Here is a 26,434-nt window from a genome sequence, read left to right on the forward strand (position 1 = left end):
TTTGCGTTTTGTATGACTTAATATGCTTGAATTGTAAAAATTGTAATTTGTCAGATTTATGACGCACCTCTAAAAGTAAATAATATGATAATAAAATGTGTTTGCATTATTGCTATTAAGCTGCGCGTCAGTAGGTCACTGCGATGGTGACAGTATCGGCATAGTTGTCTGGTGTGTAGTTCGCGCTGGGAACGGTGGCATAAACCGGGTAGGTTGTGGTTGTCCCCGTACCGTTGCCCGCGACGGTATTGAGTGATGTATTGCCCCAGATCGTGCCGGACGGTCCCGGAGTCGAACTAAGTTGATAGGGGACTTTATCCGTATTTGACCCCGTGCCCGCCATCACGCCGCTGCCTGCCGTATTGCCGTTGGAGGGTTGAAGGCCGATGGTGTAAGGCGTGTTATTGGAACATGCTACGCCCACGGTATTTGACGCCGTAAGGTTACGCCCGGTCGCTCTGGTTGGTGCAAAGCTAATATCGGTTGCAGAGGTGATATTGCACTGCTTGCTGACAGTCGCCGATACGGTGAAAGGAAGCCTGGCGGCAACGGTATCGCCACAGGTGGTCGGCGGGAAAAGTAATCCGGGATTGAGGGTGACGAGGGCTGTCGCCGTCGTATAGCTATCCTGATAGCTTCCGGGGACGGCTGAAGTTTGTGGCGTGACGATCTGCGCTGATACCGTCAGTGAACCCGTTACCGGCGTCAGATTCAGCAGGCTAAGCTGTACCATGGGAAAAGTTGTTCCCGACTGATACTGGCTCCCCCATACCCTGGTGCGCCCGGCATCCTGGTATAGCTGGTATGCCAGTGTTCTGGCAGGCGTACCGCTTAACGACATATTTCGCGGGGTAACCTGGCCACTGACAGCTGAGGCGCCAATATTAAAACAGAGATTGATCCCAGCCAGCGTGTCGCCAAGTTCTTTGGCGCAGGTGTAATTGAACGTCATTGATGACGTTGCGCCTGTCGCAGACAACGGATTGACTGAACCCAAATTTATGGGCTGCACGTTGCTCACCGAGCAGGTTACCGCATGACCGATCGCCGGGAAAAAGAGAACGGCAGCGATGAGTAACAGATGTCTTAACCTCATGAGCGCACTCCTGTTAGTATGATCGGCAAACCAGTGGGCCTATTTGCACAATCCCTTTTGCTGACGCGGGATAGTCAAATTGCACGCGACAACTGCCGGTGTCCGTATCAACGCGCAGCGTATTGTGCTGCTCCAGCGTGTCGAACCAGGTCATCCCATCAAAACCAACGACAGACGACTGGCCCGTAGTGCTGACGGCGTATGCCATGCTGCCTTCGGGAATTGGTTTACCCTGATTGTCGACGAGGATGACCTGCGCAGCGCGTACGGGAGTGATGCCAAAGCTAACCAGAGTACCGGAACGATCGGCAGGCGTTGCGTTCGTCTCAACGCGTGCAATCCGCATATTGGCGGGGAGATCCATTGGGTCAATACTAATCAGGTTTTTTTGATAACTGTTGAGGGGCGTGACCAGCAGTAGCCCCTGGTCGTCGCTGCGACCAATCAGGTTATTTTGCAATTTGACCGGAACATCAGGTACACCGTCAGTTGATACGACGGCAAAACCATTATTGATTTCTCTTGCTGCAAACAAGCCGCCTCCCATGGCCACCAGCGATCCGGTTGCGCCTGCATAACCATAATGGTTATCGGGTAAACGGCTAAATCCCGCGTACGCTTTACCATAACGCCCCAGATATCCCACTTCGCCCTGGCCACTTTGCCGGAAAGCCTGCTGACTGGCGGCCAGATTCCAGCCCCACCCACCGTCGGCAGGAGGCGTCAGGCTGGCGTTGAGCTGGTAGCCGGTTTCATCGTTGGTACGTTGTAGGGTGCTGCTGGCGCTCAGATTGTTGTCGGTAGCGATCGTCACCATCAAATAGAGACTGCGATCGCGGTTATCGTCAATGTTCTGATTGAATCCGGCATTCAGTGAGATGTTGTCTGTAACAGATTTAAACCAACTGGCGTTGGCGTAGCGCACCGCATTTTCATGTGGATAACGAAACTGCAGGTAGCTCAGGCTGACATTACCGGCAGCTTCGAATGAATAGCCAATGACTGTGTTGCTGTTAAGCGTCGGTGGCGGCTCACCGTAATGGGTGGCGACATCGCGATAATCGCCGGAAGTTGCCGTGGTACTGGTACTGAAATTAAACCGTTCACCGGACCAACGGTAACCAAAACTGTACAAAAACCCGTTCTTTCCTGAGTCGGTACTTGCGGCAAGTGAGGTCGAAAACGTGCCGCTGCGGGTTCCAGGGATCCAGTCGTTACTGAAGCCCGCGTTAATCAGTCCATCGCTGGTTTCCGTATGAGTCCCGGCGGTGAACGTATTGCTAAACCCGCGGCGCCACGTAGCGCTCAATACCGGTGCGCTGGCATAATCAAAAGAGGAGTAACCATAATTTTCGCGTACCGTGCCCAATTCAGCCGACCAGGCAGTTAATCCTTCCCGCAGGAGTTGCTGATCGTTGTAGAACGAGAAATTTTGTACGCTCGTTCTGCCCAGTGCGTCCGTCATCATTACCTGACCCGTACCCGCGCCGCTGATGTTAGGCATGGTGTTAATCTGAAAACTACCTGCGGGGACTTCTCCGTTGTAGTACCTGACGCCGTCCACGTACAGCTCAACGTTTGACGGCAACGTCGCGGATCCCAGATATGCAGGGAGCGGGGTGGTTGGCTTATAGGGCTGCAAACCAAAATCGGTTCCTATCTGAATACCGCCGATACGCGTCGGTCGGGACCAGATGAGTGAACTTGTCAGGGTATCGCCAACGGTGAGCGCCAACATCGAATCAGGAAATGACGTACGCCAACTGGTGTCGAGGCGCTCAAAGCTGTTATCGGCATATTCCTCGGTGGAGTACTGCGTCAACTGGGTGGTGCTGAGCACGCCGGCAGCATTGAAGGCGCGAAGTTCACTGAAAGTGTTGATTGCACTTTCATCCCCCTGTTGGGTATAGATATCATAATTGAGGAGCGCCCCGCGTGATGTTGTCGCCGTTGGCGAGGTTTCAGTGGGCGAGTTAAGCTGCGTGGTCGCAAGATCGAGTGAACTGAGTGGCACAGTAAGCGAGAGCGTTTGCAATTGAACGTTGTAGTCAATGGTTAGCTGGGGGATATCATTCAGGCAGACGGCGTTAGTGGCATCTGGAGCAAAGCGGAACCCCATTTTACGCAGGGTATCTGCTCCCGCATAAAGCTTTCCATTATCGTAGCCAAAATGTACCAGCCCAACGGGATTTTCATTTAAGGTGACGTCGAGATACAAATCGACCCCCGTAATCTGCGAAGTGCTATTAATAACACTATTTTCGTTCTGGTTATTATTCAGCGTTTGTGCGCAAACCATTCCCGAAATTAATACTCCATTGAGAAAGCAATATTTCACCAGAAGCCAGGATCTGTTACAGATCTTGTACTGTTTTTTGGCCATTGATTGTGACTTCAACTTTCCCGCCATAATGATTATTACTGGCCGACGGGGAGACTATCCAGCGCATTGTTGAGCCGGGTAAAACGTAGCCTAATAGTCCGGGTGTTATGACTTTTTTAGCACCGTCAGGGCTTATAAATGTTGCAGCGGATAATTGCGCATGCCCATTTCCCTGATTGCTGACTTCAATAAATTTTTTGCCATTCAGTTGTTGTAATTTCCATTGCAGTTTTGCCTGCGTTTGTGCCGCTGATGTCGGTTGAATGAAAACGGGAACGGAATAATGCAGCACAAACTGAAGCTTATTTTTTTCTACTTTTGCAGGCGGCAACTCATCTATCGACAAACGATAAGCGTCTTCGGCATGCGCCGAGGGAGGGCTTGTGCGAATAACACGAATCAACTGACGTTCTCCAGGGGCTAATGCCAGCATCGGCGGGCTAATGACCAGCCCCTGAGAGGGAGAAAGTTTGTCGTCATAAGCGCTCTGGCTCCAGCGAAAAACCCGAACCTGGGCGTTGAGCACATTTTCACCTGCATTACTCAGCCAGATACCATCGGCATTTTGCGTCGCTTGCAACGTTAATGTAACCGGGGCTATTTGCAGCCCGCTGGCGGCGGCGGGGTTAACGCTCGCCACCATCCCTAACAGGCATGCGCAGGCACACTGCTGAACAGGCAGTTTTACTTTCATGTAGCTTCCTGAAGTTAGTAGTTAACGTTAACCGTTACCGTGTCGGCATAGTCGTCAGGAGTGAAGTTGGCGCTCGGTGCGGTGGCGTAAACAGTATAGGTTTGTGCCAGACCGGTCCCCGTCGCCGCTACGCCATTTCCAGGCGCGGTGTCGGTGGCGGTATTACCCCACACCGGACCTGTTGCTGACGTGCGATTTAGCTGATAGGGCACTTTGTCGGTATTGGTGGCCGCGTTAGCCACAGAGGACATGGCGCCTGAGCCCGTCGTCGTCCCTCCATTGGCAGCCGACGGTGCCAGGCCGATAAAATAGGGCGTGGTTTTTGAGCAATTAATTGAAATAGTGTTGCTTGCACTGGTATTTGTCGCTGTGGTATTCACCGGACCAAGCGTGATATTTGAAGCCGAACCAGCAGTTACGGTACAGGCCTTCTGAATCGTCATCAGCACCTGAAATGTTCCGTTAACGGTTGCTGCATTTGCCACTGATATAATGGAAAAGGCGCAGCAACAAAGAATTAAGCGTTTGTCTAAGACTAGAGCCATATCCTTTACCTTTTTCAAATAACCACATTTATTACTTTAGAAAAACAATAATGTGGCACAAGAAGACATAATTTAACCCTAGAATAAGTATTAGGCGTACGCCAGTTGATCTAATGAATTTTACTTAGGAAAAAGGTGATGGCGTCTACAAAAAAATAATACCAACGGGTGAGTATGTTGTTTGGTTTTTATGCTATGTCGGGTGTTTAGTCAAAAGGCCAGGGGGCAGCATATTCAGTGGATGGTACTCAAATGACCACCCAAAATATGAGAATCGTAGGTTTTATCTTCCTTAATTCAGTACCGTATTACCTGTTGGTTATGGGCTGTGGAAAACGACCTTATAACCTTGTTCATTCCAGTGTTGTAGCAGCTCATTTTGTCTACGGGTTGGCGTAATACCGGTCCAGACAAAAAGCGTCTGACCTGGGAAAAGTTCTGGTCTTGGCGATTCAATGGGTTCAGCAAGAACGGCAATATGCCAGCCAGATTGCGATAAGCGCCAGGCTTCGAGCCACAGACGGGTTCTGTCTTCAACATCCCAGGCCATCAGGATGGCATCTTTCCCTGACTTGCGCCGCGTTTCAGACAGCAGTGTGGCAACATATTCAATCAACGCGCCATCAAGCATACTGTTCATAATGCGGGATGTATTATGATCAAGCATTAACCGTTGACGTACGGGAAGATAAACGTGATCAATCAGTGCATCTACGGGATGGACGCGACCAAGTGCGATAATTTTGGCTCGCAGCTTCGGTGGATGCGCCATGCGAAGCATGCTCATCATCTCTTCTTGCAATTGATTCCAGTCATCGTCAGTTTGACGGGTACTGGTTTCCAGTAATGCTTTTACTTTGCCAACGGGTGTGCCACTGTTAATCCAACGTTTTATTTCTTCAATACGTTGAATATCTTCTTCATCAAAGAGACGGTGGCCACCTTCGCTGCGTTGAGGTTTGAGTAAACCGTAACGTCGTTGCCATGCCCGGAGGGTGACAGGATTTATCCCGCAACGTTCTGCGACATCTCCAATGCTGTAATAAGCCATAGTTCCCCCAGACACTCCTGATTCTCCGTCACCGATATGCGGTTCCTGTTACTTTGTACAAGATGCATCAAATTGTACAAAACATACAGAGAATTCTAGCAAAATTAAGATTTACTTTACTATCACGCAGGGGGAAATGCTGAATTTTTAAGTTCAGCATGAGAGAGAAGGGTGTGAATTGTTGTTTACTAACAATGTCTTAGGTGTTCTGGTGCTGAGAAATCATTTTTTCTCTGGCCATGCAACAGACGGCGTACCATTCAGGCAGGCTTGTGCAAAAAGGTTACCCTGGAAGATTTCAATACCTGCGGACTCAAGCCACATCCACTCTTCAGGTTTTTCAACGCCGACTGCGGAAATCATGATTTCCAGCGAAGTGCAGCATTTGATAATTGCCTGAATGATGGCCTGTCTTGGTCCACTTTTATGCACATCCGTGATGAGCTCGCGGCTTATCTTAATTCGGTCGGGTTGAAAACGAGACAGAAGCTGAAGCCCGGCAAAACCTGCCCCAAAATGATCTATCGCCACACAGATCCCCGCAGCCTTGAGTGACTTCACAGCCTGCGCGAACGTATCAAAACGAGAAATAACTTCGCTTTCGGTAAATTCTACAATGATTTGTTCAGGCACCAGTCCGTGCGCCGCGATTTCGTTTATCAGAAAGCTGACTGCATCGGGTTTATTTACCAGGGTCATGGGGAGCAGATTGACTGAAAGCATTTTGTCGTTAAGTCCCAGCGCGCTTGCCATTGCAAAAGCAGTCTTTTTGCTCTGCAGATCCGCGGTATACAGTTCCTCAGGATTTAAGTTGTCAAAATAAGTTGCGGGCGTTTCACCGTCTCTACCACGAATAAGTGCTTCAAGGGCAATGACGCGTTGCGACATAGGATCGATAATGGGTTGAAAAGCAAAGCTGAAATCGATATCGGACGGGAGTGTGCTTTCATCCAGGAGAGTACAAGAGTCGTCGGCAATAAAACTCCAGTAATCAGGCGCAGGTATTTCAAAATAGCTCGATTTTTCCGTCGCAAGGACAAATGTGCGGAAAAACTGTAATGCCCTGTCATCATACGTGAGCTGAAATTTAGATGTTCCCTTGTTAAGTACCGCTTGCAGGACGTCATTGCGTTCATGTTTTTGTAAATCAAATAACTCCATCCCCGCCTTTCCGAATCTTCTCGCAGGCGCGTAATCACACATCAGCTCAACGATATTGTGGTGCCGTGGATCGTTACATATACAACGATAAATCTCCTTTACCTGCTCCTCAGGGCCTTCAAGCAGTTGGAAAAAGTGGCGACCGTTAAAGAGTAAAATCCCCGTAACATCAGATCGCCTGTTTTTGAGGTTTGCGGCTGCCACCATATCCTCAAGCGCTTTGAGGGGGGCGTCATCACGTAGATGGCTACGGTAAATAATGGTCGTGAGCATGGACAGTCCGGGATCATGGGGGGAAGAGGTATGGACAGTATCAGACAAACCAGCTTATGTCCTGATTTTAATACATTATTCTAACTTTATTTTTACAAACAAAGACCCCTAAAATGATCAAATTCATTCGTTAAACGATGTGTGTTGTACAATTGAATTTGATTTCATGTAGAATGAAACTTATACAACTCATTGATTGTATTGGCTTAGCACTTATTGCTAAAAATTAACGAGCTGCGTTGTACATATTTTTGGTACAACTTTGCTACTGTTATAAAACTTAATATTCACCAGCATTTTGTTACAGGAGCATGACATGCAGCAGCATACCGTTCGTACTGATTCTGCAAGCGCGATTTCTCGTTACTTTGCAAAGGCGCATCTGCCAACCCAACAGGAAACATTGGGAGAAATCGTCACTGAGATACTCAAAGATGGGCGAAATCTGAACCGCAAATCACTTTGCACCAAGCTTCTGAGCCGTCTTGAAAAAGCATCAGGGGAGAACGAACAGAAACATTACAATGCGTTAATTGGCTTGCTTTTTGAATAAAAGGAAGTCTGACATACAGAATCGGAGTAAATACTGACGTCGTTATGAATAAAACTGACAGTGAACGCTTGAAACATGAAATTACAGGTTTGGCTGTGCTAGAAATTTTGCGAATGCATACAGACGTTTCGTTAGCTGCAGTGATTAAGCAACTGCGACTTATGCAGGCCAGTGAAATGGATAGCGCACGCAAGCAATTAATTGACAGCGTTATCAATGATTTCACAAACATTAATCCGGGAAAGATAAGCAGAAAACCGGATAAAACCAGAGATGAGAGTGCTTTCAGTGCCAGCAAAAACCCTAAATTACATTAAAGATAATCTTCCAGACTATACAAGCGAGGTTACCATGCTTCATGAAATTAATGTCCACAGTGTAATGACGGATAAAGCTTTATCAAGTTACTTCCATAATGCAGGTGAGCTATTAGCAGATGAGTCTGTGGTATTGGGGCAGGCGGTAACAAATGTAATTCTGGCTGGTGATAATGTTAATAATAAAAATATCATTTTAAGCCTGATTGGTTCTCTGGAGTCAACAGTTGACGTTGTCCAGGCAGATGTTATCAGAAAAACCCTGGAAATAGTGTTGCGTTACACAGCTGACGATGTCTAATAAATTTTCATATTAATATAATATGTACAGTACCTTTGTTATATGCTTAAAGCATTCATGCTGAGCATTTTTTTGATTAAGACTATACATAGCACCCTCTCATTTTTATGACTACATTTTATGGGGTTGATATGGCCAATTCTATTCCGGAAAGCTTTATTTTTTGCTGTGCGTTGTATAAAAATATAGAGCGTAAGGTAATGTTAAAACAAGGTTATATCAATAATGATGTTCTTGTTCAGGCTTTTAGTATTCAGTTGAAGAATGAGAAGAATGCGATTTTAACCGATCTCTATACACAGATTTTGGCTCATCTTCAACCCGACAAAGTAGTACAACACGGTTAGGTTTATTGTGATTTTTCATTGAGGCCATAATGATGAACATCGTTCAGGAACAAGTTGGAAACGCAGAGTTATGGCTTGATGATATTTTTATCAGGCAAGGGTTAAAGAATATTCTTGCCGATATATTTTTCGAAGATGACCAGACGCGTCTTGTTTTCTTCACCGCCAATCACTTTGATGCGGTAAAAAAGCAAAAATATGATCTGAATACGCATCGTTTGGTACTGTTGATTGATGGTCATCAGTATCAGTATCTCAATGATATTTCACTTTACAGACTTCCAGTGGATATTGGCGTTGGCTCAATTAAACAATTTATTATTGATATCACTCGTGCTGGTGGTGAGCACGAGAATCAATCGAAAGCATGTATCTCTTTGACCGCACGAGATAAATTTATTTTAACGCAGTTAGGAGAAGGTCGAACTATTTTTGAGATATCCGCCTTGTTAAATCTACACTTAAAAACGATTTACCAGGCCAGGCAGAATCTGATCAAGAAACTTGGCTGTTCTGGGCTGATTGATTTTCAGGGAATACTGCGAGCGCAGGTATTCCGCAACTGGCTGGAACATGCCTGAGCATCGATAATCTTAACGAGCTGAGCGGTATTTTTTTACCTGTACAGGTTCAGCTCGTTAATAATGCACTCAGGTTCTTCACGCAGAGGCATATTGTCTATGTCCAGAACCCCATCATTTTTTTGCGGATCATCAGCCCGCAGGCCTGCAAACAGTGGGGTAAGATCCTGTTGTGCTTCACCTCGTTCAGCCATCAGCTCGAACGTTTTATTTTTTGCCTCGTCGTGGGTCAGGGCACTGACCAGAACCTCGGCGATTTGCTCGCGGGATATCACACCATCTTCCGGTGTCCCTGCGTGGCGACGATCCCCCTGAAGCATAACAATTCTGTGTTCATCATCATTGTTGTAATCAAACCAGCCGGGCCGGACGATGGTATAGGGATGACCGCTGGCCCTGACCAGACGCTCGGCACGTCTTTTCCAGTCATGAACCTCAGTTCGTTGATTCCAGGTGCTGAGCCGCTCAGTCACGCCAATCGTGGTCATCAGGCTGATACGAACAGACGTATCCTTGAAAATCCGTAAAACATTACGTACTCCGCCGTAATCGATCGCTCTGGCACCGATACGACCCTGACCATCGGAACCGAGCGTGAAGATGATGGCATCAATATCTTTCGGTAATTCGGTGAGTGTTTCCGGGATTGAAACATCGCCGTAAAAAACAGCCGTTCCCCGAGGAAGCAATTTAACTTTGCGCTTATTTCTGACCAGCGCGACGGGCTGATGGCCCATTTTAATAGCGCTATTCACGACATGAAGACCAATACTTCCTGTCGCCCCAGCAACGAGTATTCTCATGATAAACCTTCTGATAATTCGGACTTATTTTCGATACAGTCAGAATATCAATTATCATTATGGTCAGTAATAGGGCTAAAATGATTGTGTCTATGAACACCCTTCATGAGTGTGCGATGAAGGGAATGCCGCCATAAGGAATTCGCCGATGCTCAAAGAAAACTTCAATGAACTGCAAATCTTTCTTGTGGTGGCAAGGGAGCGAAGTTTTACCAAAGCAGCGGGTAAACTGGGCGTTTCTCAGTCTGCACTCAGCCACGCGATGAAGGCCCTGGAGGAAAGGCTGAATATCCGCCTTCTGACTCGCACGACCCGAAGCGTTGCCCCTACGGAAGCCGGTGAGCGAATTATTGCCTGCCTTGAACCTCGCATTGCCGATCTTGAACAGGAGCTGGAATCGCTTGTTCAACTGAACGGCACCGCCTCCGGCAATATCCGTTTATCTGCCGGGGAGCATGCCGCGCGAAGTCTGGTATGGCCGAAGCTAAAACCCTTCCTCAGGGAATATCCCGAAATTAATCTCGAACTGGTGGTTGATAACGGCTTTGTCGATATTGTTGAGGGGCGTTTTGATGCAGGGATCCGCCTTGGCGAAAGTGTGGATAAGGATATGATTGCGGTAAGAATTGGGCCGGATATGAGAATGGCTGTTGTAGGAGCGCCGTCTTATTTCGCTGCAAATCCTGCACCTGAAACGCCGCACGAGCTACAAAATCATCGGTGCATCAATATGCGTCTGCCGACAGCCGGTGGGCTTTACCACTGGGAGTTTGAGAAGGAAGGGAAACCGTTACGTGTCAGAGTAGAAGGGCAGGTAACCTTTAATCTGCAGGCGGAACGAATTGATGCGGCGTTATCCGGTTTTGGTATCGCCTGTATACCTGAAGACAGGGTGCAGGATTATATAAATACAGGAGAGCTTATCCAGATTCTGCAGGACTGGTGTCCGTCTTTCCCGGGATATTACCTCTACTACCCGAGCCGTAAGCAGCATCCACCCGCTTTTGCGCTGATGATCGATGCGCTTCGCTACCAGGAATAACGGGTCCGACAATCTCAGCGGACCCGTTCGGGTATTAACGGCCTACGCGAGCCTGATGCTCAGGAGAGTAACGTTCGCCGACGATTTTAATCGTTTCAAGCGCCTGGGTTATCTGCCGTGAGTCATTCTGCGAAAGGATGATGTCGGCAGCCCCCAGGTTTTCCTCCAGCCGGTGCAGTTTGGTGGTACCAGGAATAGGAGCAATCCACGGCTTTTGTGCCAGCAGCCATGCCAGCGCGATTTGTGCAGACGTCACGCCTTTCTCTGCCGCCAGTTCCCCCAGCAATGAGACCAGCTTTTCATTGGCTTCAATCGCCTGCTCGGCGAAACGCGGCACTTGGCTTCTGTAATCATCTTTCCCAAAAGTGGTTCCTGGCTTAATTGATCCCGTCAGGAAGCCTTTGCCTAATGGGCTGAAGGGCACAAAACCAATGCCCAGTTCCTCCAGTAACGGCAGAATCTCCTTCTCAGGCTCACGCCACCACATCGAGTATTCGCTTTGCAGCGCAGTGACCGGTTGTACGGCATGCGCGCGGCGAATGGTTTGCGCACCCGCTTCGGACAGACCGAAATGTTTAACTTTGCCTTCAGCGATCAGGTCTTTTACCGTACCCGCAACATCTTCAATGGGGACATCCGGATCGACACGGTGTTGATACAGCAGGTCAATGACATCAGTCTTAAGACGGCGTAATGATCCTTCAACGGCTTCACGGATATGCTCCGGACGGCTGTTTAAAATCTGCTGCTTGTTGTCGTCGCCAAAAGTAAAACCAAATTTAGTGGCGATAACCACACGGTCACGAAACGGTTTTAAGGCAACGCCTACCACCTCTTCATTAAGAAAGGGGCCATACACTTCAGCGGTATCGAAGAAGGTGACGCCACGTTCAACCGCTGCACGAATGAGTTCGATAGCCTGCCGGGTATCGGTCGCCGGGCCGTAGCCGTGGCTTAAGCCCATGCAACCGAGCCCAAGCGCGGAGACTTCGAGTCGGGATTGACCCAGATAACGTTTTTGCATTGTATGAATACCTCTTTTATCGCGACTTAAACATCAAGCTTACGGCCAGCCAGCCATTCAACTCTGGCAGGATCGCGATGGGAAAAGAATGCACTCGTTGCGGTGTCGATAGCGGTAATCTGCAGCATATCTCCAGCGCTGAGTTCAAAATCGAGAATGTTGATGTTCTCTGCCATGCGTTCTTTGCGCACCGATTTCGCCAGTGAAACGATGCCTCGCTGGAAGATCCAACGCAGCACAACCTGGCCCACGCTTTTGCCGTACTTCTGGCCAATTGCCGTCAACACCGGGTGCTGGAACAGGCCGTTTTTACCTTCTGCAAACGGTGCCCAGGCTTCCGGCTGAATGCCGCGGCTTTGATTCCATGGAACCGCATGCAACTGTTGGTTGAAGGGGTTAACTTCAATCTGGTTCACCGCAGGGGCCACTTTGTTGAAGGCGATAAGATCGGCCAGTCGGTCAGGATGGAAATTGCTAACGCCAATGGCGCGGATTTTGCCAGCCTGCTGCAGTTCTTCCATCGCACGCCATGCCCCATGGACATCGCCGTAAGGCTGGTGAATCAGATACAGGTCAACGTAATCAAGCTGCAGTCGGTTCAGAGAGCGTTCGAACTGGGCTTTAGCGCCTTCGTAATTCGTATCCTGCAGCCACAGTTTGGTGGTGACAAACAGTTCATCACGGGCGATGCCGGTCTGTTTCAGCGCGTTCCCGACCTGGGTTTCATTCTGGTAAGACGCGGCGGTATCGATCAGACGGTATCCAGTATCGATGGCATCAATAACGGCTCTTTCGCATTCAGCGGCATCCGTCATCTGAAAGACACCGAAGCCCAGCAGGGGCATTTCAATCCCGTTGTTCAGTTTTACAGTTTGCACGACGTTATCCTTCAGTTGTTGTGTTGGAAAAGCATAACGCAAACTGATTTATTCGATTAGATGGGGTAATTAGCTAGGGTTTATTAGGTGGGCTCATTAATTTGGAGGGGCTCAAGGTCGGCTTTGTGCCAGGAGGGGACATTACAGATATGGCCGCGCGGTGTCACTTGCGGGGGTTACATGATTTACCTGTAATCAAGTGCAATAGCAAACGGGCAAATATTCTTGAGGCTGCGGGGAAGTGCAGCCTCAGTGATATGACTGTGGAAAGCGGTTTATTATTTCTTTGCTGCTCGAATCAGGCCGTCAAGCCATTCCTGATGACCATTAAGCATTGGGTTCGGGCGGGTATTTGCCAGATCTTTTGCCGGGACTCCGTTCTGTGTTTCCTGCGTTAGGATACGGACCCTGTGACCGGAAAGATCCTCCAGTAGCCACGCATGATGGACATCGAGTCGTTGAGCGGTATCTTTTTCACCGGCCCATCCGTGCCATGCCAGACGAGCAGGTTTACCTTCAGCAGGTGGAACAAACTCCACAACCTGAGCTTCAACTGGGAAACCAAACGTGCTGAAGTAGAAGCGAACCCCATTTTCCAATTCTGGACCTTTGTTGTCATAAAAGCGCACATCGGCGGAATTTTTATAGTATTCCGGCCATAGCAATGGCTGACTCAGGAGCGGCCAGACATCATTGACGTTCAGACCTGAGATGATCATTTCATTAGAAACAAAGTTATCGGTAAAACCCGGAACAAAGCCTTCTGGCCAGTTAATCGCGTTCATAAATTTCTCCAATTGCTATAGTTGAGTGCACTGCGTGTGTCATTACGGCAGTAACGTGATGACAGTGATTATTGGTGCAATGGAGTTATAAGGCGAATTGTCATTACTTATATTCTTAATAAGATAAATTATATCAGGACGCGGGATGTTGGCTTACTTCTGCGCATAAAGCACGAATCCACTGATGACTTGGGTCACGATGGGTTCGCTCATGCCAGGCCATGCTCTTGGTAAAGCCGGGTACTTTCAGGGGCAAAGGGAGAATGATGAGATCGTTGTTAGTCAGGACCATGCGGTGAGGTACAACTGCAATCATATCAGTCACTTGTAATATATCAGGTATCACCTGAAAACTATTAACTGACATGCCTACTCGTCGTGTCAGACTGAGCTTAGCCAGTGCTTCATCTGTAACACCGGTGAAGTTACCTTCTGAAGACACCAGAATATGTTCCTGTTTGCAAAATTGTTCGAGCGTCATTTCTGAACTCGCTGCCAGAGGATGATGACGTCGTGCTACGCAGACATAATCTTCTTCATAGAGCGCTCTTCCATGCAGGTCTTCGGGGGTTGTTTGCGGTGTTATCAAAGCCAGATCAACTTCACCCCGAGATAACTGCTGATACATTCGCTCATTGTCCACGGGCCGCACGGCGATTTTAATATACGGTGCACGTTGTTTTAGCTCAGCCATCAACGGAACGACAACAGCCTTAAGTGCATAGTCCGTTGCGACGATGGTATAAGTCAGTTCCACCGTCACGGGATCAAATTTCTTTGGTTTCAGCAGGATAGCGATATCGGTGAGGATTTGTTTTACCGGCGTAGAAAGTTCGTTGGCCCGCATTGTGGGGACCATACCGTGGCTGGTGCGAACAAAGAGTGGATCGTCAAAGTAATCACGCAAGCGAATAAGCATACCACTGACGGCAGGCTGCGTCAGTGAGAGGCGCTGTGCAGCCCGAGTCACGCTTCCCTCATCCAGTAATGCATCAAGGGCCTTAAGAAGGTTAAGGTCGAGGGTTCTGATATCATTTTTCATAATGAACTAGCCTGACAGATATTAAAATTTTAATTCAGGCTAAATGCTCGGGAAAAGGTTGTCTAGAAGGTTTGCGAGTGTTTTCCTTTTGGGGGAACTTCCATTTCTGGATGGTAGGCCTTGTACGGATAAGTCCGCTCTTCAGCTCAAAGCAGACCTTGGAATTGAAAGCAGAGGGACTACCTGACACAATTTTGCACAGTGAAGAGTCGGGCGTTGTTAACGTTCAGATTTTCAATGTATCAATGACCATCCGCAGGGCGGGAGAGACGTTGCGATGAGGATAATAAAGAAACAATCCTTCCATTCGCAGGCTGTAACGCTGCAACACCCTGATAAGCTTACCGCTTTCTAAATCATGCGCGACCAGTTCAACAGGAACATAGGCCAATCCGAGGCCCAGTCGGGCGGCCTCTGCTTCCATATAGCTGTCGGATAAGGCCCATTGCCCTTCGGGTTGATGAGTGATTTTTTTATCATCCTGAGTGAGTTCCCACTGGTATACGCTGCCGTCGGCAAACTGATAGGCGATACAGGGATGCGTCTTTAAATCTGTCGGGGTTTGCGGAAAAGCGTAGCGACGAAAATGTTCCGGAGTCCCCACAATCGCCATCTCCATATCGGGCGTGATGCGCACCGCGACCATGCCCTGGCCGACTTCAGGCCCCAGACGGACACCAGCATCGAATCGCTCTTCGATGATATCGACGAACCGGCTCTCATTCATCAGTTCCAGTCTGATATCAGGATAGCGCTGTTTAAATACCGCCAGCTTTGGCAGCAGGCATTTATCAATGGCGTGCTGGCTGGCATTGATACGTACCGTACCGGAGGGCGTCTCTCGATAGTGCGCCAGCGTGGCAAGCCCAAGATCTAACGTATCAAATCCAGATGCCGTCTTCTGGTAGAGCTGCTCGCCTGCTTGCGTCAGCGATAGTTTACGCGTGGTACGCACCAGCAGCTGGACGCCCAGCCTTTCTTCAAGCTCGCGAACAGAACGGCTGACTCCTGACTGAGCAAGCCCCAGCCGCTGAGCCGCTGCGGTAAAGCTGCCTTCCCGCACCACCTGCATAAACAGGTACAGCTCGTTGTAGTTCTCCCTTTTCGCCATTGAAAAATCCCCCCGGAATGACAGCAAATTCAGTATTGATTTATAACAATATGGTATCAATCTTAGCAGTAATCGCCCCTAATCAGCACTAATTCTGCTCACTATAATGACCCCATCAAAGCAAAGCACCGCAGCGTTGTCCGTCGGAAACCTGTATCTCTCTGTTGTTTTTTATGGGGATTTTTATGAAAGCCTTCACCCTAACGCTAAAAAACGCGATGCCGGCCATGCTGTTATTCGCATCATTAAGTGGAGTCACGACAATGAGTTATGCTGATTCAACCAATCCTAATGCCCCTGTGTCCATGACAGATAAATGGGATAAAACGTTCGCCGAGAGCCAGAAAGTCGAACATCGTAAAGTCTCGTTCCCGAACCGATATGGCATCACCTTAGTGGGCGATCTTTACCTGCCTAAAGACCGTGGCGATCGCAAGCTGGCGGCGATTGCGGTCAGTGGGCCATTTGGCGCGGTGAAAGAGCAATCCAGCGGCCTGTATGCGCAGACGCTGGCGGAACAAGGGTTTGTTACCCTGGCGTTCGATCCTTCTTACACCGGGGAAAGCGGCGGCTATCCGCGAAACGTCGCCTCACCGGATATCAACACTGAAGATTTCAGCGCGGCGGTGGATTTCTTAGGGCTGCAAAAAGAGGTGGATCGCAACCGTATCGGGCTGCTCGGTATTTGTGGCTGGGGCGGCATGGCGCTGAACGATGCCGCGATGGATACCCGCGTTAAAGCGGTGGCTACCAGCGTGATGTACGACATGAGCCGGGCGATGGGCCATGGTGTGGGGGATGGCAAAGACCGTTATTCCACCGCCGACCGTCGTGCTGTTCTGCAATATCTGAATGAACAGCGCTGGAAGGATGCGCAGAGCGGCACGTTCGCACACGGCGGTCATGATATTAACGTCGACAGCAACGGTAAGGTCAGCGCGGGCGAGCGCGTTCTGCCAGAAACGCTGCCGGCAAATCCGCATCCGATACTGAAAGAGTTCTTCGATTACTATCGCATGCCGCGCGGCTTCCACGAGCGTTCCGTTAACTCGACCGGGGCGTGGACGGCAACGATGCCACTGTCGTTTATGAATATGCCGCTGCTGAGCTACGCCAGTGAAATCACCATCCCAACGCTTATTGTGACCGGTGAGAAAGCGCATTCACGCTATTTTGCTGAAGATGCTTTCAAGGCGATTGGCAGTAAAGACAAAGAACTGGTAGTGGTGCCAGGGGCAAATCATGTGGACCTCTACGATAACGTGGCCGGAAAAATACCTTTCGCGAAGTTCGAACAATTTTTCCAGACCAAACTGAAATAAACCCTCTCCTGAATTGATGCAAAGCCACCGGCCTCTGGCGGGTGGCTTTTATCCTGATCTTCGTGAAATTTCACTATGTCGACGCTAAACCAAACACCATCACATCCTCATCAGCGCGCATACTGGGGCGGTATTTTTGCCATGACCCTGTGCGTGTTTGTGCTGATTGCTTCTGAATTTATGCCCGTCAGCCTGCTCACGCCGATTGCCCGCGATTTAGGCGTGACGGAGGGGCTGGCAGGCCAGGGGATTGCCATCTCCGGCGCACTGGCGGTTCTGACCAGCCTGACGCTTTCAACGCTAGCAGGAAAGATGAATCGTAAATTCCTGCTGCTGGGAATGACGGTTCTGATGGCCGTATCGGGGCTTATTATTGCGCTGGCTTCCAGTTATCTGATGTATATGATCGGTCGCGCGATGATCGGTATGGCGATTGGCGGATTCTGGTCGATGTCTGCGGCAACGGCGATTCGTCTGGTGCCGCAGCAACAGGTCACGCGTGCGCTGGCGATTTTCAATGCCGGTAATGCGCTGGCGACGGTCGTGGCCGCGCCGCTGGGAAGCTATCTGGGTGCCACGGTCGGATGGCGAGGCGCTTTCTTGTGCCTGGTGCCCATCGCGGTGGTCGCCTTTATCTGGCAGTGCATCAGCCTGCCCAGTATGGATGCGAATAAAAGCCGCACGTCACCTGGCGATGTATTCCGCATACTTAGCCGCCGCGTGGTTGCGGTTGGCATGCTGGCCTGCGGCCTGTTTTTCATGGGCCAGTTTACGCTATTTACCTATGTGCGCCCGTTCCTGGAGACCGTGACGCGGGTTGATTCCTCAGGCTTGTCGTTGATTTTGCTGATTATCGGCGTAGCCGGTTTTATCGGCACGCTGGTTGTTTCGACATTCCTCAACAGAAAATTCTATCCCACGCTGATGGTCATACCCGGACTGATGGCCGTCATTGCCATCGGCCTGATGCTGACCGGGCATCACGTCTGGACGGTTTCTCTGCTGTTAGGCCTCTGGGGCATGCTGGCCACCGCTGCGCCAACCGGATGGTGGACATGGATTGCGCGTACGTTGCCTGATAACGCAGAAGCCGGAGGCGGGCTCATGGTCGCGGTGATTCAGCTCTCCATCGCCCTTGGATCAACGGCAGGAGGCATCGTGTTTGACCACCTCGGTTGGCAGAGCACGTTTGCCATGAGTAGCGTGCTGCTCCTTTGCGCGGGCGTACTGACCTTTTTTACCGCACGCCAGAAGGCCGGTGCGCGTTAATCCGGCGAGGGCCCGCGCTCCAGAAAAGTGGAAAGCGCAATATAGCTGCGTACGGAACGTACGCCCTCAAGGCTCTGAATCTCCATCAGGAAATTTTCCAGCGATTCGGTATCGGCGGCGCGTACTTTGATAAAGACGCAGCCGTCGCCGGCAACGGTATGCAATTCTTCCACCTCCTTGCGGCTGGTGAACTGCAAAAGGGCGCGCGTCGCCTGATAGCTACTGGTGTCGATAACCAGAAACGTTAACAGCGTCCGTCCCAGCTTGCAGCCATCCAGGACCGCCACGGTACCCTTGATCACCCCATCGCGCTTCAGTCGTTTTACGCGATCGTGAACCGCCGGGGCTGATAAGTTCACAATCTCACTCAATTCCGTGTAGCTGCGTCCTGCATCCTCTGCCAGGGCACTTAATATTTTTCGGTCAATGGCATCCAATTCCGCCGGTTTATGTCTTGTCTGCCGAATACCATCTTTTTCTTTATCAAATGCGCTCATAGGGCTTCTCAATCTGAATGAAAATATGAATATACTTAATTCTACCTAATATTATTAAGCCATAAAACGAATAATGGAGTTGCAATGCCTATCGCACTTTTCGCCCTCGCCGTGGGCGCATTTGGTATCGGCCTGACGGAATTTGTCATCGCCGGGATCCTGCCACAAATCGCAGCAGAATTTAGCGTCAGTATCCCGAAGGCGGGAATGATGGCGACGTCATACGCGCTGGGCGTATTTATTGGTGCACCGCTGTTAACGATTATTGGCGCGAGGATCCCCCGCAAGGCCATGCTGATTACGCTGGCGGGTATTTTTACGGTCGGTAATATCATTACGGCCATCGCGCCGACGATGGCGATAGCAATTGTCGGTCGTATTATTACCTCTTTTAATCACGGTGCCTTTTTTGGTATCGGCTCGATTATTGCCGCATCGCTGGTGGCACCCGGACGCCAGGCAAGCGCCATTGCCTTTATGTTTTCGGGGCTGACGTTAGCCAATCTGCTTGGCGTTCCGGTGGGTACGTGGCTTGCGCAAACCTTTAGCTGGCGGCTGGTATTCTGGATCATTGCTGGTATCGGGGTGCTGACGATGGCAAGCATAGCCGTGCTGGTTCCGCATATTGCGAAAGGCAAAGCTATTGCTTTACGCAACGAACTGAGAGCCTTTGTTGACCCGCAGGTGCTGCTGGTCATGGGGATCACGATTTTCGGTCCGGCCGCCTTTTTCACCTCGATTACCTATATTGCGCCAATGATGGTGCAGGAGGCCGGTTTCTCCTCAGGCGGCGTGGCAGGGTTAATGGTGCTGTTTGGTCTGGGACTTGCTGTCGGTAACTGGATTGGTGGACGCTTCGCTGACCGCTCTCTGTTTGGCACGCTGTTCGTTACCCTCGCGGCTCAGGGGTTGGTGCTGCTGGTCTTCTGGGCGGGTGTTGAAAGCCAGTGGGTTGCCGGCATCTCAGTCTTCCTGATGGCGGCCTTCGGCTTCGCGACGGTCTCACCGATTCAGAAACTGGTTATGGAGCGCGCCAGCCATGCGGGAGCCCCGACAATGGCGGCCTCGGTCAATATCGGCATGTTTAATCTGGGAAATGCGCTGGGGGCATGGGCCGGTGGGGTAACCATTGCTGCGGGTTTTGGACTGGCTTCTCCGAACTGGGCGGGCGCAATTCTGTCCTTCATTGCGTTGGGCCTCGCTGTTCTTGCATGGCAAAGTGCGCGTAAAGGTTATATTTTGCCGGTACTTGAATAAGTTACACAAGGCGATGAGCGCCCACTATGTGTTGGGCGCTCTTTTAAATGATTTAGGTGATTTTCTAAAACGGCTACTGCAAATTTTTCTCTTTCAAGAATTTACTCACCAAATCAGCAATCTGCACATTATTTAAATCAGAGAACGGGAAGTGGGTATTCCCTTTGATTCCCACTTCTGGCAGATGCGTCACAGTGACATCCCCGCCTTGCTTGTTCACCACATCACGCCATTCGCGAGCCATCGCCAGACGTACGCGCCAGCTGTCCTGCGCGGGCATGGCGACAGGTTTATCCGGTATGTTATCGCCGTAAATAATCAGAATCGGGATTTTGGTCAGAGCCATAAACTGCTCCATCGGCACTGGCTCACCCTTCAGTGTGTCGAACGCGCTTGGCATAGGGGCTGGGAGTTCTTTTTCCGGGAAGACAAAGCTGCTGCCAGGCTCGAAGGCGACAATGGCTTTGACCTTGTTGTTTTTCATCGCCGTGTACCAGCCTGGTCCACCGCCCTGAGAGTGGGTGAAGAGGATAGCGGGGCCGGATTTATCCACGACGGCGGACATCGCATCAGAGATGACATTGATATCAAACGGCCCGGTGTTCGGGGTCATCTGACGGAAATACTGATTCAGTGCTTCTTTGTCGTGAGAGAACTGAACGTCCTTAAAATACTCTGGCCACACGCCAACGCGGAACTGGTTGAACCACATTTGTTCATCCGGTTTAGGCGTAACCGTACCTTCTACCGTCGTGCGCCCGGCGCTGCCACGGCGTGGCTGATCGACAAGATAGGTTGAGAACCCGCGACGCAGGAATATGTTCTGGAAACCTTCACGACCATCCGGGGTACTTTCCCAGGTACGGGAGAACTGACCTGCGCCGTGCAGCATGACAATAGGGTATTTATGCGGATTCTCCGGGATCTGGTAGAACACAGACGCATGATCGCCATGCCAGGTTTGGCCAGCTGAATCCAGCGGCTTTTTCGCATCAAATGTTCCTGGGGCGGTAATGATGGTGCCACCAGCAGAAAAGCTTCCTTGTTCCTGAATGACCAGCGGCTCGGCATAGACCGACTGAGCCACCAGGCCACCCGCCATTACGCAGATGGCCAGCGTTTTTAAGATTGTCTTCAAGATTACATCCTCTGTTATGTTTGCCGTTCAATCATATCTGAGTTGTCAGCGGTAATTATTTAGCACCACTGATTGCCCTTAATTGCCATCGAGCGCCTGTTGCAGCGCCTTTTCTGCTCGCGTTGCTGCATCATTTTCGCCATGTTCACGCAGAACCTGTGCGAGCTGGCGCAGCTGCGACGCCGTCAGGCCGACCCGCATGCTTGCTCGCGTATGCGACAGCAGTTGTGATTCGACGCCCGGCGTGGCCGCTAATGCACCCACCGTTGCCAGCTCGCGGCTTTGCCAGTCGAGGTTATCGCGGGCGAAAATGTCACCGAAAAGATGCGTTTGCAGGAACTGGTTAATCACTGGGGCAAAATCAAACAGCGGACCCTGGACGGGAGCGCCTGAGATTTTCGTCTGGTTTGCGGTACCGACACGGCGAAGCTCATCCCCGACAGGGATGGTGGCGACCGGTTCTTGGCCCTCAGCATCTTTGATGCCACGTTGTTTACGTGCTTCGACGACCTTCATCAGTTCACTAAGTGCATTCAGGCTACGGGGGAAGCCCGTATAGGCATAAAGCTGGACGAGAATCTCTTTGGTTTCGTTTATCGTGAGCCCAGCGTCAAGACCCTGATTCAGGGCGGCATTCAGCTTATCCATCTGACTGCTGGCCATCGATGCGGCAATCAGCGGGATGGCCTGTTGGCGGGCTGACAGCGTATCTGAAACCGTTTGTTCGTGGTTCATTTCTGAGGCTCCTTTATTGACGGGCACAGCATGTGCCGCGAGACCAAAACCAAAGGTCAGCAGTACCCCTGCCGCTAATGCCTTAATGGGCGTGGTATTGTTCATCTGTCACTAACTCCTTCCAGTTAACGCTTTTGCCATCCACAATCCCGGTTATCGCCAGATGCGTCATCGCGCTGCCGGGGGCCGCCCCGTGCCAGTGTTTGACGCCCGCCGGGCAAGAGACAACGTCACCGGCGCGGATAACCTGCACCGGCTGGCCTTCTTGTTGGGTGAGCCCCACACCCGAGGTTACAATCAGCCGCTGACCTGCCGGATGCGTATGCCAGGCGGAACGAGCGCCGGGTTCAAACGTGACATAAGCCCCGGAAACAGGGATGTTGTTATCCGGTCTGAAGAGAGGATCAACCCGGACGCGACCGGTAAAGTTCTCGGCGGGTCCATATACCGCGTTCTGACTTCCTGCGGGGGTGATATGGACAGCGGGATTTTGCTCCGCTGCCCAGGATGAAAATGTAATCGGCAGTAACAGCCCGAGGTAACGTAAATGTCTGATCATGCAAAGCGTCCTTATCAATGAAGAGGGGATTGCCTGCGATGATTTTATCGAGAGGGTGATGACGTCAGGCTGACGCCCCCCTGACAATTCTGTCAGTTAACCCGGGTCCCGGCTCAGTGCCGGATTGAGCATTGCCCGCCGCTTTATCCGCTTGTATCGCAAAGGTGAGGCCAAATGTATTGATGCCACCTTCACTACGGGCAAAGACATCTCCCTTGTGCATAATGGCGACGGCACGCACGATCGACAGGCCCAGTCCATGGTGGGTATCACTCCTCGCCCGGGAGGTGTCAACGCGATATAACCGCTCGAAAAGCCGGTGTAAGTGCTCTGGTGCTATCGGATCGCCCAGGTTTGACACTTCAACACAGGCTTGATGACCGGTTTCGCTTAACCGCACCGTAACCGTGCTATTGGACGGCGAATGCCTTGCGCTGTTTTCCAGTAAATTAGCCAATGAGCGATGGAACAGACGTCGGTCGATGTGCGCGATCACGTCGCCCTGAACATCCAGAGAGAGCTGTTTTTCAGCAAAAGAAGGTTCAACGTACTCCGCTGTTTTCAGGGTTTCTTCTCGCAGCGACACTTGGGTCAACTGGGACGCATGTTCACCCGCGTGGGCATGGGACAGGAACAGCATGTCGTTAACGATAGACGCCATGCGTTCCAGTTCTTCCAGATTGGAGCCCAATAATTCTTCCAGTTCATCATGCGAGCGTCGGCGCGAGAGCCCCAGTTGCGTCTGGCCGATCAGATTCGTAAGCGGAGTCCGGAGTTCATGCGCAACATCGGCATTAAAGCTGTCGAGCTGTCGCCAGGCGACCTCTTGCCGTTCCAGCACGCCATTAAAAGATGATGCTAACTGCTGTAATTCGTCAGGTAATGCTTCGGTATTCAGGCGCTGGCCATGGTCTCCCGGTGCAAGATGCCGGGCCTGTTTACTGAGCGCCCCAACGGGACGAAGACCGATCCTTGAAACGATGTATCCCAGTAAAGCGACAATCACGACGCCCAGCGCGGTAATGATTAACAGCGTCCGGGTGAAGGCATTCAGTGTGCCCATATACGGCGTGGAGTCGATGGCAACGATATAGCGCAGCTCAGGCCTTTCACCGTTGGCGGGGATCGTTTTCACTAACAGAAACAGCGAGCAGGCACCTTCCGATGCGCCGGGCACTTTATTAAAGCCTTCCTGTAAAGAAGACCACTCAACACCCACCGGTGGTGTTCCCCCCATGCTAAAGCGTGGGTTATCGCTCACTATCCAGTAACGAACGCGTTCACCTTCAGAATTGGTTAACACGGTGAATTTATTGGCAAGCAGTGACCAGCCGTCAGCCGACGTTCGTGCGGTGATCCACGGACTCATCAATGACTCACGAAATAACAATTCGTTGTGCATCTGCTTTTGCAAAGAGTCATGCAAAGAGCTTCTGAGCAGGATGCCGATAACGGACACAATCAGCAGCGCGGATAAGGCAAACATCAGCGCCAGGTGAACGGAGATGGAACGCTCAGGCAAGCATATCCCCTTCATTTATTTGGACCGGACTTCGAGGACATAACCCATGCCACGAACGGTATGCAGCAGTTTGATATCGAACGGGGCATCCACTTTGGCTCGCAGGCGTTTAATGGCCACTTCAACCACGTTGGCATCGCTATCAAAGTTCATATCCCATATCTGCTCAGCAATCATCATCTTTGACAGGATCTCTCCCTGATGTCGGACCAGAAGGCTCAACAGGGAAAACTCTTTCGCGGTCAGTTCCAGCCGTGTTCCGGCGCGAAATACCCGACGCGCCAGCAGGTCGAGATGCAGGTCGTGAATTTGCAGTTGAGTGATGTCCACGCCATCCGTAGAACGACGACGCACCAGGGCCTGAATACGCGCCACCAGCTCAATAAGCGAAAAGGGCTTGGGCAGATAATCATCCGCGCCAAGACGCAGCCCTTTAACACGTTCATCGACTGAGCCGCGAGCCGAAAGCATCAGCACCGGCGTCTGTTTGGCTGCTCGCACATCCTCAAGTACCCGGTAACCATCCATCCCCGGCAGCATCACATCCAGTATTATCGCGTCGTAGTCGAACTCCAGCGCATAATGAAGACCTTCAGCGCCGTCTGCAGAGACATCTACCGTAAATCCGGACTCGCTCAACGCACGGTTGAGATAGGTTGACGTTTTTTCTTCATCTTCGACTAACAACAGGCGCATAACGGGACTTCCTCTTAGCTTTTCATCGGTGCTTCAATACCTGAACAACCCTGTTACTGAGACCATTTTGCCTTCTGATTGCCAACATAAAGCTGACGGTTACCTGACAAAAATGTTATTTCCGCGTCAGGATGCTGACAGCGCTCGCACCCTAATCTGAGCCTGCAAATTTAATCCGCGAGCCTGAATAACCAGGCCGACACTCATCGGGAGAGACCATGAAATTCACGCTTATCAGTGCAATGCTACTCACGGCAATGGCTGGAGTGACCTCAGCCAATGCGGCCGATTACAAAAAAAATCCATTCACGCTGGCCTATGACGGCGCCATCACTGAGAACGTCAAAGGCAAGGTCAACATTCACCCCGTGAAATACGATCTGCATGGCATCCAGATTGCTGCGAATGTCTATACCCCTGCTAACTACGATCCCGCCAAAAAATACCCTGCTGTAGTGGTGGCACATCCTAATGGCGGCGTAAAAGAACAGGTCGCCGGGTTGTATGCCCAGCGTCTCGCCGAACAGGGCTACATCACGATTACCGCCGACGCGGCTTATCAGGGTGCTAGCGGTGGGATGCCTCGCAGCGTGGATAAACCCGCTAATCGCATTGAGGATATCCACGGTATGGCTGATTACATCAGCCAGTACCCCGGCGTAGATACCGCCCGCCTTGGTCTGCTGGGTATTTGCGGAGGCGGCGGGTATTCACTGATAGCCGCCGAAACTGACAAGCGGTTCAAATCGATAGCGACCATCAGTATGTTTAATTCAGGCCTGGTGCGACGTAACGGTATGCAGGATTCACAGCTGGATACTATCCAGCAGCGTCTTCAGCAGGCTTCTGACGCACGCGCTCAGGAAGCTGCCGGAGGCGAAGTGCTTTACTCCGGCGATGCCAATCTGACTGATGAACAGATTGCTAAATTACCCTTTGCCTTATATCGCCAGGGCTACGAGTATTACTGGAAAACTCACGCCCACCCGAACTCTACGTTTAAATACACCACCAGCAGTCTGCTGGATTTGATGAGTTTTGACGTCACGGACCATATCAATCTCATCAATCAACCGCTGCTGATGATTGCCGGTACAAAAGCGGATACGCTCTATATGACTGAAGATGCGTTCGCGAAAGCCACCGGTACGAAGGACAAAGAACTCTTATTGATCGATGGCGCTACTCACATCGAGACTTATTGGGTTCCTGAGTACGTTGACCAGGCGATGCAAAAGTTAGATGTCTTTTTTGATAAAAATATTTAATCCGTATCTGTCGATACCCCGAGGGGTATCGACTTATTCAGTATTTATTGTTCAGCTTAACGAAACTGGGCAGAAAGATAATTACGCACATTAAATAGCCGCTATGAATTAAATTCATAAAACAATTGGGCATGTGATGGCTATGTTTACCTGAATAAGTCTGTGAAATGAAAAATCCACGCAA

General features: G+C 50.5%; 28 protein-coding genes. 10 read left to right on the top strand and 18 right to left on the bottom strand.

The features are described 5' to 3' along the window. Positions 1 to 127: 127 nt before the first annotated feature. From LA337_09770 to LA337_09795, 6 genes are all read right to left on the bottom strand, one after another. Positions 128 to 1,096, bottom strand: a complete 969-nt coding sequence (locus tag LA337_09770; protein UBI17950.1) for a spore coat protein U domain-containing protein — start codon at positions 1,094 to 1,096, stop codon at positions 128 to 130. 13 nt (positions 1,097 to 1,109) lie between these two features. Continuing rightward, positions 1,110 to 3,395: a fimbria/pilus outer membrane usher protein gene (locus tag LA337_09775; GenBank protein UBI17951.1), complete on the bottom strand. Its 2,286-nt coding sequence runs from the start codon at positions 3,393 to 3,395 to the stop codon at positions 1,110 to 1,112. A gap of 55 nt (positions 3,396 to 3,450) precedes the next feature. Next, the gene (locus LA337_09780; GenBank protein UBI17952.1) at positions 3,451 to 4,173 is read right to left on the bottom strand and encodes a molecular chaperone; all 723 of its coding nucleotides are present in this window, start codon (positions 4,171 to 4,173) and stop codon (positions 3,451 to 3,453) included. A gap of 14 nt (positions 4,174 to 4,187) precedes the next feature. Then, complete coding sequence (locus LA337_09785) at positions 4,188 to 4,718, bottom strand: spore coat U domain-containing protein (GenBank protein ID UBI17953.1); 531 nt, start codon at positions 4,716 to 4,718, stop codon at positions 4,188 to 4,190. Between the two features lie 319 nt (positions 4,719 to 5,037). Then, complete coding sequence (locus LA337_09790) at positions 5,038 to 5,769, bottom strand: MerR family transcriptional regulator (protein UBI17954.1); 732 nt, start codon at positions 5,767 to 5,769, stop codon at positions 5,038 to 5,040. Positions 5,770 to 5,991: 222 nt separating this feature from the next. Beyond that, complete coding sequence (locus LA337_09795; protein UBI17955.1) at positions 5,992 to 7,203, bottom strand: diguanylate phosphodiesterase; 1,212 nt, start codon at positions 7,201 to 7,203, stop codon at positions 5,992 to 5,994. A gap of 316 nt (positions 7,204 to 7,519) precedes the next feature. Here LA337_09795 and LA337_09800 point away from each other — a divergent pair, with 316 nt between their 5' ends. From LA337_09800 to LA337_09820, 5 genes are all read left to right on the top strand, one after another. After that, positions 7,520 to 7,756, top strand: coding sequence for a two-component-system connector protein YcgZ (locus LA337_09800; GenBank protein UBI17956.1), 237 nt, complete (start codon positions 7,520 to 7,522; stop codon positions 7,754 to 7,756). 44 nt (positions 7,757 to 7,800) lie between these two features. Further along, positions 7,801 to 8,073 (top strand): hypothetical protein, encoded by a 273-nt coding sequence (locus tag LA337_09805; protein UBI17957.1) that lies wholly within the window; start codon positions 7,801 to 7,803, stop codon positions 8,071 to 8,073. Positions 8,074 to 8,107: 34 nt separating this feature from the next. After that, the gene (locus LA337_09810; protein UBI18432.1) at positions 8,108 to 8,374 is read left to right on the top strand and encodes a two-component-system connector protein AriR; all 267 of its coding nucleotides are present in this window, start codon (positions 8,108 to 8,110) and stop codon (positions 8,372 to 8,374) included. A 131-nt stretch (positions 8,375 to 8,505) separates the two neighbouring features. Further along, positions 8,506 to 8,721 carry a hypothetical protein gene (locus tag LA337_09815; GenBank protein UBI17958.1) on the top strand — a complete coding sequence of 72 codons (216 nt, stop codon included), beginning with the start codon at positions 8,506 to 8,508 and terminating at the stop codon, positions 8,719 to 8,721. A gap of 29 nt (positions 8,722 to 8,750) precedes the next feature. Then, positions 8,751 to 9,302, top strand: a complete 552-nt coding sequence (locus LA337_09820; protein UBI17959.1) for a LuxR family transcriptional regulator — start codon at positions 8,751 to 8,753, stop codon at positions 9,300 to 9,302. A gap of 35 nt (positions 9,303 to 9,337) precedes the next feature. Here the strand turns inward: LA337_09820 and LA337_09825 are convergent, their stop codons facing one another. Then, positions 9,338 to 10,105 (bottom strand): SDR family oxidoreductase, encoded by a 768-nt coding sequence (locus LA337_09825; GenBank protein ID UBI17960.1) that lies wholly within the window; start codon positions 10,103 to 10,105, stop codon positions 9,338 to 9,340. A 148-nt stretch (positions 10,106 to 10,253) separates the two neighbouring features. Between LA337_09825 and LA337_09830 the strand changes: the two genes are divergently transcribed. Continuing rightward, positions 10,254 to 11,147, top strand: coding sequence for a LysR family transcriptional regulator (locus LA337_09830; protein UBI17961.1), 894 nt, complete (start codon positions 10,254 to 10,256; stop codon positions 11,145 to 11,147). 34 nt (positions 11,148 to 11,181) lie between these two features. Here the strand turns inward: LA337_09830 and LA337_09835 are convergent, their stop codons facing one another. The 5 genes from LA337_09835 to LA337_09855 all read right to left on the bottom strand — a co-directional run bounded on the left by LA337_09835 (position 11,182) and on the right by LA337_09855 (position 15,987). Continuing rightward, entirely contained in the window at positions 11,182 to 12,171 is a 990-nt protein-coding gene (locus tag LA337_09835; GenBank protein ID UBI17962.1) for an aldo/keto reductase, read from the bottom strand. Positions 12,172 to 12,197: 26 nt separating this feature from the next. Continuing rightward, positions 12,198 to 13,049: an aldo/keto reductase gene (locus tag LA337_09840; protein UBI17963.1), complete on the bottom strand. Its 852-nt coding sequence runs from the start codon at positions 13,047 to 13,049 to the stop codon at positions 12,198 to 12,200. A gap of 278 nt (positions 13,050 to 13,327) precedes the next feature. Beyond that, the gene (locus LA337_09845; GenBank protein ID UBI17964.1) at positions 13,328 to 13,834 is read right to left on the bottom strand and encodes an SRPBCC domain-containing protein; all 507 of its coding nucleotides are present in this window, start codon (positions 13,832 to 13,834) and stop codon (positions 13,328 to 13,330) included. Positions 13,835 to 13,967: 133 nt separating this feature from the next. Next, positions 13,968 to 14,876, bottom strand: a complete 909-nt coding sequence (locus LA337_09850) for a LysR family transcriptional regulator (protein UBI17965.1) — start codon at positions 14,874 to 14,876, stop codon at positions 13,968 to 13,970. A gap of 226 nt (positions 14,877 to 15,102) precedes the next feature. Then, entirely contained in the window at positions 15,103 to 15,987 is an 885-nt protein-coding gene (locus tag LA337_09855; protein UBI17966.1) for a LysR family transcriptional regulator, read from the bottom strand. Between the two features lie 263 nt (positions 15,988 to 16,250). On the opposite strand from LA337_09855, the gene LA337_09860 reads away from it, so the two are divergent. After that, a complete protein-coding gene (locus tag LA337_09860) occupies positions 16,251 to 17,309 on the top strand; it encodes an alpha/beta hydrolase (protein UBI18433.1) in 1,059 nt (352 codons plus the stop codon). A gap of 141 nt (positions 17,310 to 17,450) precedes the next feature. Continuing rightward, complete coding sequence (locus LA337_09865; protein ID UBI18434.1) at positions 17,451 to 18,578, top strand: MFS transporter; 1,128 nt, start codon at positions 17,451 to 17,453, stop codon at positions 18,576 to 18,578. Here LA337_09865 and LA337_09870 read toward each other — a convergent pair. Continuing rightward, on the bottom strand, positions 18,575 to 19,075 hold the full coding sequence (locus LA337_09870) for an Lrp/AsnC family transcriptional regulator (GenBank protein ID UBI17967.1): 501 nt from the start codon (positions 19,073 to 19,075) through the stop codon (positions 18,575 to 18,577). The genes LA337_09865 and LA337_09870 overlap by 4 nt on opposite strands. 84 nt (positions 19,076 to 19,159) lie before the next feature. On the opposite strand from LA337_09870, the gene LA337_09875 reads away from it, so the two are divergent. Then, complete coding sequence (locus LA337_09875) at positions 19,160 to 20,332, top strand: MFS transporter (protein ID UBI17968.1); 1,173 nt, start codon at positions 19,160 to 19,162, stop codon at positions 20,330 to 20,332. Positions 20,333 to 20,405: 73 nt separating this feature from the next. Here LA337_09875 and LA337_09880 read toward each other — a convergent pair whose 3' ends face one another. The 5 genes from LA337_09880 to LA337_09900 all read right to left on the bottom strand — a co-directional run bounded on the left by LA337_09880 (position 20,406) and on the right by LA337_09900 (position 24,982). Beyond that, positions 20,406 to 21,470, bottom strand: a complete 1,065-nt coding sequence (locus tag LA337_09880) for an alpha/beta fold hydrolase (protein UBI17969.1) — start codon at positions 21,468 to 21,470, stop codon at positions 20,406 to 20,408. 78 nt (positions 21,471 to 21,548) lie between these two features. Then, a complete protein-coding gene (locus tag LA337_09885; protein UBI17970.1) occupies positions 21,549 to 22,310 on the bottom strand; it encodes a carboxymuconolactone decarboxylase family protein in 762 nt (253 codons plus the stop codon). Continuing rightward, positions 22,288 to 22,764 carry a cupin domain-containing protein gene (locus LA337_09890; protein ID UBI17971.1) on the bottom strand — a complete coding sequence of 159 codons (477 nt, stop codon included), beginning with the start codon at positions 22,762 to 22,764 and terminating at the stop codon, positions 22,288 to 22,290. The genes LA337_09885 and LA337_09890 overlap by 23 nt, the downstream gene beginning before the upstream one ends. A 64-nt stretch (positions 22,765 to 22,828) precedes the next feature. After that, entirely contained in the window at positions 22,829 to 24,286 is a 1,458-nt protein-coding gene (locus LA337_09895) for a heavy metal sensor histidine kinase (GenBank protein ID UBI17972.1), read from the bottom strand. Between the two features lie 15 nt (positions 24,287 to 24,301). Further along, positions 24,302 to 24,982 (bottom strand): heavy metal response regulator transcription factor, encoded by a 681-nt coding sequence (locus LA337_09900; GenBank protein ID UBI17973.1) that lies wholly within the window; start codon positions 24,980 to 24,982, stop codon positions 24,302 to 24,304. Between the two features lie 242 nt (positions 24,983 to 25,224). On the opposite strand from LA337_09900, the gene LA337_09905 reads away from it, so the two are divergent. Next, complete coding sequence (locus LA337_09905) at positions 25,225 to 26,250, top strand: alpha/beta hydrolase (GenBank protein UBI18435.1); 1,026 nt, start codon at positions 25,225 to 25,227, stop codon at positions 26,248 to 26,250. Positions 26,251 to 26,434: the final 184 nt, after the last annotated feature.

Origin of the sequence: Citrobacter europaeus, assembly GCA_020099315.1 — a bacterium.
In the GTDB taxonomy this organism is placed as follows: domain Bacteria; phylum Pseudomonadota; class Gammaproteobacteria; order Enterobacterales; family Enterobacteriaceae; genus Citrobacter; species Citrobacter europaeus.